Annotated in this window: 9 protein-coding genes; 2 read left to right on the top strand and 7 right to left on the bottom strand. The window is 64.7% G+C overall.

The window, feature by feature from the left end:
* Positions 1 to 149 precede the first annotated feature (149 nt).
* The gene (locus ACT4OC_RS03755; protein ID WP_444837668.1) at positions 150 to 863 is read right to left on the bottom strand and encodes a hypothetical protein; all 714 of its coding nucleotides are present in this window, start codon (positions 861 to 863) and stop codon (positions 150 to 152) included.
* Between the two features lie 215 nt (positions 864 to 1,078).
* Between ACT4OC_RS03755 and ACT4OC_RS03750 the strand changes: the two genes are divergently transcribed.
* Positions 1,079 to 1,408 carry a DUF6949 family protein gene (locus ACT4OC_RS03750; protein ID WP_444837667.1) on the top strand — a complete coding sequence of 110 codons (330 nt, stop codon included), beginning with the start codon at positions 1,079 to 1,081 and terminating at the stop codon, positions 1,406 to 1,408.
* Between the two features lie 132 nt (positions 1,409 to 1,540).
* Positions 1,541 to 2,071 (top strand): gamma carbonic anhydrase family protein, encoded by a 531-nt coding sequence (locus ACT4OC_RS03745; RefSeq protein ID WP_444837666.1) that lies wholly within the window; start codon positions 1,541 to 1,543, stop codon positions 2,069 to 2,071.
* Positions 2,072 to 2,108: 37 nt separating this feature from the next.
* On the opposite strand, the gene ACT4OC_RS03740 is transcribed toward ACT4OC_RS03745, so the two are convergent.
* The 6 genes from ACT4OC_RS03740 to ACT4OC_RS03715 all read right to left on the bottom strand — a co-directional run bounded on the left by ACT4OC_RS03740 (position 2,109) and on the right by ACT4OC_RS03715 (position 8,451).
* The gene (locus tag ACT4OC_RS03740) at positions 2,109 to 3,968 is read right to left on the bottom strand and encodes a tetratricopeptide repeat protein (protein ID WP_444837665.1); all 1,860 of its coding nucleotides are present in this window, start codon (positions 3,966 to 3,968) and stop codon (positions 2,109 to 2,111) included.
* Between the two features lie 367 nt (positions 3,969 to 4,335).
* Positions 4,336 to 4,842, bottom strand: a complete 507-nt coding sequence (locus tag ACT4OC_RS03735; protein WP_444837664.1) for a hypothetical protein — start codon at positions 4,840 to 4,842, stop codon at positions 4,336 to 4,338.
* A 284-nt stretch (positions 4,843 to 5,126) separates the two neighbouring features.
* On the bottom strand, positions 5,127 to 5,591 hold the full coding sequence (locus ACT4OC_RS03730; RefSeq protein ID WP_444837669.1) for a GNAT family N-acetyltransferase: 465 nt from the start codon (positions 5,589 to 5,591) through the stop codon (positions 5,127 to 5,129).
* Positions 5,592 to 5,715: 124 nt separating this feature from the next.
* Positions 5,716 to 6,705 carry a Bug family tripartite tricarboxylate transporter substrate binding protein gene (locus ACT4OC_RS03725; RefSeq protein WP_444837663.1) on the bottom strand — a complete coding sequence of 330 codons (990 nt, stop codon included), beginning with the start codon at positions 6,703 to 6,705 and terminating at the stop codon, positions 5,716 to 5,718.
* Between the two features lie 108 nt (positions 6,706 to 6,813).
* The gene (locus ACT4OC_RS03720; protein WP_444837662.1) at positions 6,814 to 7,629 is read right to left on the bottom strand and encodes an IclR family transcriptional regulator domain-containing protein; all 816 of its coding nucleotides are present in this window, start codon (positions 7,627 to 7,629) and stop codon (positions 6,814 to 6,816) included.
* 204 nt (positions 7,630 to 7,833) lie between these two features.
* Entirely contained in the window at positions 7,834 to 8,451 is a 618-nt protein-coding gene (locus ACT4OC_RS03715) for a transglutaminase-like cysteine peptidase (protein WP_444837661.1), read from the bottom strand.
* Between the last annotated feature and the right edge of the window lie 61 nt (positions 8,452 to 8,512).

The following is an 8,512-nucleotide window of genomic DNA, read 5'->3' as shown; positions in this document are numbered from 1 at the left end:
CGTAGAAAGTTCATTCTCTGCACTGCTTGCGCAATGACGGCAACAGAATATTTTCGGCGCTATGGCGTCGGACTGCGAATGGATTTCTACTGCGTCGATGGCCGATTGAATATTTGCCCAGCCTCTTCCGCTTTGCCCACCCTACAAAACTACGACCGCTTCCCATACATCTGCGCCGTCAGCCGCTGCATTGCGGCCGCGACGTCGCGCCATTGCGTGAGCCAGCTGCGCGGAAAGCGGAAGATGACGTCGGCGCCCTCGATGCGGCGCTCGCTCAGGCACATGCCGGGGGTCGCGGCATCGCGCGTGCAGCGCGCGACCAGCGCGGGGGCGGTGCCTGCGAACATGTCCTCGCCCGAATAGGGAGTGCCCTCCTTGAAGGCGCGCATGGCAAGGCCGTCCCCGACCTGGATCGAGGCCGGCTCGAGATAGCGCGGATAGATGGTGCGGACGCGCATGTCGGGCGCGAGCGAGTCGCGGTGCGCGATCAGCGAGACGAAGATGCGGTCGATCGGCTGCGGCTGTTCCTCCACCGTGTCGGCGCTGACGTGCTTCTGCTTTTCCGGCGGCTCCAGCGCGGGATAAGTGAAGGCGAGATCGACGCGCTCCTGCGGCCCGGAGTGGCGCTGGACTTTTCGCCGGATCGCTGCGGTCGGCACGTTGAACAGCGTGCCGCCGACCTGCACCGGAATACGTCCGGGTCCGCGCGCCGGGCTGGTGCCCCAGGTCGGCCAGAGCAGATAGGCCACCGTCGCGATCGCGCCGGCGGCGAGGACGCCTCCGACGGCGATCGGAACCAGATGCGCGCGCCGGGCCCGCCGCGAGGAGCGGGCCAAATACTGGGCCGTCGAAAGCAGTGTCATGCGCGGGCCGTCGCCGGACAGGTTCGAATCACCCGACGAATATGCCACGTGCGCGCGAAATCCCGCATGATTTCGCCGGTGGCGCGGCATCGTCAGCCATGCAGGCGGGCCGCGCGCTGTTAACCTTTCCTTAAGGATGATGTGGCGCGGGACGGCCGATTTTGCGACACAGGGCGCGCCTTTCCTCGTGTCTCGTGTGCTGTGAGTTGCGTTCGATGTCGCCTGAAGCGGTGAACTCCTTTTTCTCGCTCTGCATCGGGTTTGCCTTTGCCGGCATGCTCGCCAGCGGCTACCAGGCTTTCGCGCGGCGCCCCGCCGGCTTCGGGCTGCTCAACGAAGGCGTCGTGGCCAAGGCCTTCGCGGCCGTGCCGTTCCTGGTGTTCGCCGCGCCCTTCATCATCATGCGCAACACGCTGCTCGGCGCCCGCGTGGAACGCCGCCGCTTCGAATTCGTGATGATGGCCACCGTCATCGCCGGCTTCTGGAGCCTGATGTCCGGCACTTTCTTCCTGATGACCTTGCGCGCCGCGGGCGTGCTGGCCTGAGCGGGATTGCTCTTTTGGTCGACGCGTTTTCTTGACGCGAACCGGTCCCCATCCCGCATCGCGTGCGGGACAGGCTTCGCTTGAAAACGCTTTGGTTCGCGTGCTTATGTCTCCCGCCAACGGGAGACTTTCATGGCGATCTACGAGCTGGACGGGCAGGGACCCGACCTTCCCAACGATGGAAACTATTACATTGCCGACACCGCGGTCGTGATCGGCAAGGTGCGCCTCCTGAAAGGTGCCTCGGTCTGGTTCGGCGCCGTGCTGCGCGGCGACAATGAGTGGATCGAGCTCGGCGAGGGCTCCAACGTCCAGGACAATTCGACCTGCCATACCGACCCGGGCTTTCCGCTTCTGATCGGCAAGAACGTCACCATCGGCCACAACGTGATCCTGCACGGCTGCACGCTGGCGGACGACAGCCTGGTCGGCATGGGCGCGATCGTGATGAACGGCGCGAAGATCGGCCGCGGCGCGGTCGTCGGCGCCGGCTCCGTCATCACCGAGGGCAAGGAGTTTCCCGACTACGCGCTGGTCATCGGCTCGCCCGCCCGCGTCATCCGCACGCTGACGCCGGAGCAATCGATGGCCATGGGCCGCGCTGCGAAGTCGTATCAGGTCAGAGGCCCGCAATTCAAAAAGGGACTGAAGAAGATCGGCTAAGCCGGCTCGGCTGCTTGTTTTTTCGGCTGTGCCCCGCTCACGAGCCCGGCTTGAAGTAGAAATCTCCCGTCAGCGAGGAATGGTCCCACGGCACCTGCTGCTCGTTGGTCGCCCGGATCACGTCGGCGCGCACGCGCGTCAGCATCGAGCGGACTTCCAGCCCGGGCGTGCGGATGTATTTCAGCATCGCCTGCGTGAACGGGCTGTTGCGGCCCGAGCCGTCCAGCGCAATCGTGTCGGGGCTGGTGGCGAAGGTGATCAGCGTGCCGATGCCGGCATTGAGCTGCGCCAGGCCCTGGCCGACGGCGGACGAGCGCGTGCCGCCGCCCATCGAGCGGGCGAGGTTGCGCGACAGCGGGTTGTCGCGGCAGGCATCGAGGAAGACGAGGTTGATACGCTTCTCGGATTCCATGTCCGCAATCACGGTGTTGACCTCGATCGCCTCGGTGCCGAGCGCGGAAGGCCGCTCGACCTTGGCGTCCACGGGCACCAGATAGTTCCTGCCCGACACCTGCATGCCGTGGCCGGCATAATAGAACAGCGAGACGCCGGCGCCCGGTAGCGCATTGCCGAATTCGGCGATCTTGCTGCGCATCGTCGTGCTGTTGAGGTTGTAGCCCTCGATCACCTTGAAGCCGAGCTCGCGCAGGGCGCTCGACATTTCCCGGGCGTCGTTGACGGGATTGGCCAGCGAGGGGACGTTCGAGTAGGCGGCGTTGCCGATCACGAGGGCGACGCGCGGTCCCCGCTCGGTGGCGTCGCCGGCGCGCGAGGGCATGCCGGGGCGGGGCTCGCTGCGCGGCGCGGGGGTAATGGCGGGCAGCGGCCCGCCGCCGGTCGCGCCGGTGGAGCCTTCGAGCGCGGCGAGCCGCTCGCGCGCCTTGGCGACGGCTTCGCGCGAGGTGGCGAAATTGCCGGGCGTGCGGCTCAGCACGGTGGAGAAATCGAACTTGGCCTGCTCGATGTCGCCCTTGGCCTCGTAGGCGAGGCCGCGGCTGACATAGGCCGGCGTCACCGTCGGATCGAGGCGAATGGCCTCCGACAGATCCATGATGGCGCGCTCGATGTCGCCGCGCTGCCGCCAGGCGTCGCCCCGGTTGGAGAAGGCCGTCGCGAACCTCGGCTTCAGCTTGATCGCCTCGTCGAAGTCGCGGATGGCGCGGTCGTTCTCGCCCTGCTTCTTCAGCAGGAAGCCGCGGGAATTGTAGTAGTCGGCATTGTTCGGACCGAGCCGGATCGCCTCGTCCAGGTCGGCGATGGCGCGGCTGGTGTCGCCTTTGTCGATATAGACCTGGCTGCGGCCGTAGATCGAGCCGGGCTCGCGCGGATTGAGCCGGATCGCCTCCTCGAAATCGCGAAGCGCGCGGTCGTAGTCGCCCTTCATGCGGTAGGTATTGCCGCGGTTGGCATAGACGATGGGATCGCGCGGCTGCAGGCGGATGGCATCGTCATAGCCCGATATCGCCCTGTCGTACTCCTTCATGCGGAAGTAGACGTTGGCGCGATCGTTATGGGCCATGGCGTATTTGGGATGGATGCTGATCGCCTCCTCGTAGGAGCGGATCGCGCCCTCGTTGTCGCCCTTGTTGTAGAGCGCGAGCCCCCGGTTGTGATGCAGCACGGGATTGTTGGGTTTGGCCGCGATCGCCTCGTCGAAATCGCGGATGGCGCGGTCGAACTCGCCCTTGCTGAAATAGGCGATGCCGCGGTTGTTGAAGGCGCCGGCGCGCATCGTGGAATTGCGGCCGCCGGCCTTGTCGATGATGCGGCTGCAGGCGGAGATGCGGGCGTCGGCGTCGCGGCCGTTGCAGTCGCGCCAGTCCGAGCCGCGCTGCGCCTTTGCCGGGCCGGCCAGCAGCGCCAGCGCCGCCGCGCAGATGAGGAAAAGCGAAGTCAATTTGCACATCGTAGCCGCCCCAGCTGGATGCCAAACGAGGATCGAAGCTAGCATTCGCCAGCTACGGTTCAACGGGTAACAGGGTTTTGGTCGGGCCCTCTGTGCGCCGGATCACATTCGGGATCGAAAGATCGCCGTCGGAAAAAACAAGGCCGCCGGCGCAGTATGACGCCAACGGCCTTGCCAGCCCCGGATATTGAAATCGGCTAGAGCCACCAACTGGCGTGTGCCATCCGGTGAATTGCAGCTTGCCCCGGATTCTTACGCGGACGTGTGAAGCAGTTCACAAAGTTCCGGGATTCTTTGACCAGGCACGAAAAAGCCGGCCAAGGAGGCCGGCTTCGTGCGGTCCATCAAGGCCTTGCGGTCAGCCTTTCGAGCCGCGCTTGCGCTGGGCGCTGCGATAAACCTTCTTGCGGCTGGATTTGCGTACCGACGGCGCGGGGTCATCGGCCCGCGCGCTGGCAAAGGACTGCCGCAGGCCGTCGATCGACTCGGTCAGGGTGGTGACCTGCTCGGACAGCTTCTTGGTGTCGGCCTGTTGTGCGGCAAGCAGGCGGCGCACCGTCTGCAGCTGGTCCTGCACCACCTGCAGCTGGTCGATCGATTCCTGCTGGGTGGCTTCCAGGCCCTTGGTCTTTTCGACCAGCTGCTCGGAGGCCTGCGTGGCGCGGGCCTGCAGCTGGCGCGTGGCGACGACGCGGTCGAGCTCCGGCGTATTGCCGGTCCAGGCGCGCCAGGCGGCAATCGCGCCGATGCCGACCACGATCGCGAGCAGCGCCGTGGCGCCGATGATGAAGGGCTGTCCGCCGAAGCGGGAAGTGGGGGAAACTGGACTGCCGCTGGGATAATACCGGGGGGCGAGTTCGCGCATGGGACTCCGGACCGGGACCTGATTTGCAAAGGTTCCATTTGCTTAACACAACCTTAAGCGCTCTCAAACCCGTGATTTCCCCGAATGGGGCGGGATTTCGGTAGCAAAAGCGCTGAGGAATCAAAGTTTTGGGGCGGAGAATAGTTAACGGCGAAAGACCGATCCAACCTCGTCGAGCCGCTCGCGCCGTTCGGCTCAGCCGACCGGCCGCGGCTTCGACGTCAGCAGCTTGCGGATGGCGTCGATCTCGCTTGCGGCCATGGCGTCTCTCCCGGCGAAGCAGCTTACAGCAGCCCGCGATAAACTCCGGGCTCGGAGCCCTCGATGGGAATGGCGCCGACGGCCTTGGCATAGAACTCGGCAGGCCCGACGCCACCGATGATGGCATAGCCAAAACCCTGCTGCTTCATGGCTTCGAGGCAGTTGAACAGCAGCGCCTTGCCGATGCCGTGCTTGCGCTCGTTGGGGTCCACGCCGGTCGGTCCGAAGAAATTCGCGCAGGTCGCATCGTGGCAGGCGAAACCGAGGATGTTCTTTTGCCTGACGGCGATGAAGCAGGAGACCGGTTGCCGCGAGAATGCAACGTCCACTTCGCTCGCCCAATGCTCGCTGAAATGCTCGCGGACCCAGGCGATGACCTTGTGCTTCTCCGGCGCCAGCGCGCGGCGCGTTGTGATACCCGCCTTGCTCAGGCTTTCATTTACGTCGCGCGAGTCGGGCAGCGCGTAGAGCTTGACCAGCATGTCCATCGGCGGCGGTGTCCTTTCCATGCAAAGGGCTTGGCCGCCGTGATGCTAGATTTTCATGACGCCTGCCTCAAGCCTCGGGGCATGCTGCCGTCGGTCCGAGCCGCCTGCCGACGGCCCTTTGCTCCTATTGCGGCTCAAGCCCGAGGCTCCTGACCGCATCGAGCCAGGTCGGCCCTTCCCCCTTGTAGAGAGCGATCGAGGAGGCGCGATCCATCGCCGAGGCGTCGACGCCGAAGGAGTCGAGCAGCTTCTGCACCCGCTCGGACTTGCCCGCTTCCACCATCAGTTCCGAGAGGCGCTGGATCCGATCGGCCGGGGTGGCGGCCGGCGCCAACAGCATGGTGAAACTGGTCAGCTGAAAGACCTTGCCGGCTATTCCTTGCTCGGCGAATGTCCTGGTATCGGGCAGCTTCTTCATGCGCATCGGCGTCGGCACCGCGATTGCGCGGCCATGGCCGGCTTGCAGCACGGGGAGCGCGGCCTGGTAACTGCCGGTGGCGACCTGGATGGCGCCTGCGGCGAAGTCCTGCCACATCGGCGCCTCGCCGCGATACTGCACGATCGACATGTCCAGTCCGAACTGCTTGTTGAGTTCTGCTGCCGCAATGTGCGCAAACGAGCCGACGCCGTAGGTGCCGGCCGAGATCTTGTTCTTGCGCGCGTAGGCGACCAGTTCTTCGAGCGTGGTGGCCCCCGTTGAGGAATGCGCGACCAGCGGCAGATGTCCCGATGGCGTCATCGAGATGATCGCGAAATCCTTGTCGGGGTCGTAGGCCAGCGATTTCAGCATCAGCCGGTTGCCGAGCAGCGTGGACGAAATCGTGTAGAGCAGCGTGTATCCGTCCGCCGGGGCGTCCTTGACCAGTTGCGCGGCGATCGCGCCGCTGGCCCCGCTCTTGTTCTCGACGATCACCGGCTGCTTGAGCTGTTGCGAAATGTAGTCGCCATAGGCGCGGGCGAATGCGTCGGTCAATCCGCCCGCCGGCGTCGACACCACGATCTTGATGGCCCGGGTAGGCCAGCCTTCAGCGGATGCCGGCAGTGCATACAGTATGGGTGTCAGCAGCGTGAATGCGGCACACAGCGTGCCGCGAAGTCCTGCGCGAATCGACATCTTGCCTCCCTGATGTTCGTGGCCTGTCTGACCTTGTTTGCGGCCATCTCAACAGGCCCGAGGGAGCCGGGTCAAGAAATAGAAATATTATTTCACTGTGTGAAATGATCAGGTCTTATCGGTTCGAGGGTAGGGGCGCGCATCGATCCTGGCCCCGAGCGCGTCGGCGATGGTGGCGGCAACCTTCTGCATGGGGTGGAGGAGTTTGCGGACGCCTTGCTCCGGCGTCATCGCCTCGCGGAGCATCATCACGTTCATGCTGGCGAACAGCCTGCCCTTGCCGACGATGGGAACGCCGAGGGCCCAGACCGCGCCTCCGAATATGTGGCGGCTATACGTCTGATCCATCACCGCGTAACCGGTGCGGCGGATGTGAGCCAGCACCTTGGCGAGCCTTTTCGAGCTTCGCGCCAGATCGTTCCAGGGCTCCGGGCTCGTGACCAGGCGCGAGATGATGCGCTCCTGTTCTGCAGCATCGCAGAAAGCCAGATAAACGCGTCCCATCGACGTGCCCAGGATGGGAAAACGGAAGCCGGCCGGCCGGCTGAACAGCAACGAACCATCCACGCGCGTGGTATGCGCAATCACCATGGATTCCTGGTCCAGCACGGCAATGTCGGACGGCCAATGGATTTCCCTGCGAAACTTGTTGAGGATCGGCTCGGCAATGCCGCCGATCCAGGTGGGCTCGTCGTATCCCGCGCTTAGCAGCAGGGCCCTGCCGGTCGGCGAATAGCTGGTCGGCTCCTCGCGGCGCACGATGTAGCCTTCGTGCTCCAGCGTCTCGAGCATTCGCACGATCGTCGCCTTGTTGAGCCCCGTGGCCTTGTGCAGAGAACCGACCGTTGCCTGCCGTTGCTGGTTGACGGCGCGCAGGATCTCGAGCCCGCGGGACAATGCGATGACGGGGCGGAATGAAGGCATCGAAGTTTCCTCGTTTTGCCTAGCCAATGAAGCAAAGGCGCGGCGAGTCAACTCCGGAGGGGGATCGCGACGGTCATCACCATGGCGCGCGCTCGCAAAAAAGTTGCGGCCAGGCTTTGGGGGAAGCCTGGCCGCGCGCGAACCGGTCTGGGACGGGGAGGGGTGGGGATGTGACCGGGTCGCGTGTCCTGTAAATCCTCTTGTTCAGCGGTCGCGGGCGCTGGCGGTGGCAACCGCCGGGCGTCCGTCGCCGAGCGAGACCCAGACATTGGGATCGCCCTGCGACTGGCGCTTGACGAAGCGGTAGCCGGTCTCGGTCCAGGCCAGGACGCTTTCGTTCTGGTTGTCGAGAACGAACTCGCCCTTGTCGGACTTCACCGTCAGCACCGCATGCCCTTCGCCCTTCTTGTCGCGCACGACGGTGATCAGCAGGGCCTCGCGCGGCCATCCGGCATCGATCAGCATCTTGCGCTTCAGCAGCACATAGTCTTCGCAGTCACCGTAACCGTCCGTCGGCAGCGACCACTTCTCGATCACGCCCCAATGATCCATGTCGGTCATCGGCTTGATGGTCTCGTTGACCCATTTGTTGACGCGCACGAGGTCGCGCCAGGCCGTCTGCGACATCACGATGTCGCGCGGTTGGCTGGCGCCGCCGCGGCATTCGCCGGCGTTGCCGGCGCAGAATTCGACCCAGCCGATCGGCGAGCGCGTGGCGTCGCCGAGGCTCGCATAAATCACTTCGCCGGCTTTCGCCTGGACGGTCATCCCCAGAAGGATGGCAAGTACTGCCAGCCGCTTCCCCTGTCCCTTCAACAACATTGTGGCCCCCGTTTTTCTTGTTGGGACCACGTTTCACACAAAGGATTTGCATCGCCGCTAA

Origin of the sequence: Bradyrhizobium sp., from assembly GCF_052389815.1 — a bacterium.
Classification (GTDB): domain Bacteria; phylum Pseudomonadota; class Alphaproteobacteria; order Rhizobiales; family Xanthobacteraceae; genus Bradyrhizobium.
Note: the sequence above shows the minus strand (reverse complement) of the source record. Positions and strands in the feature narration are given on the sequence as shown.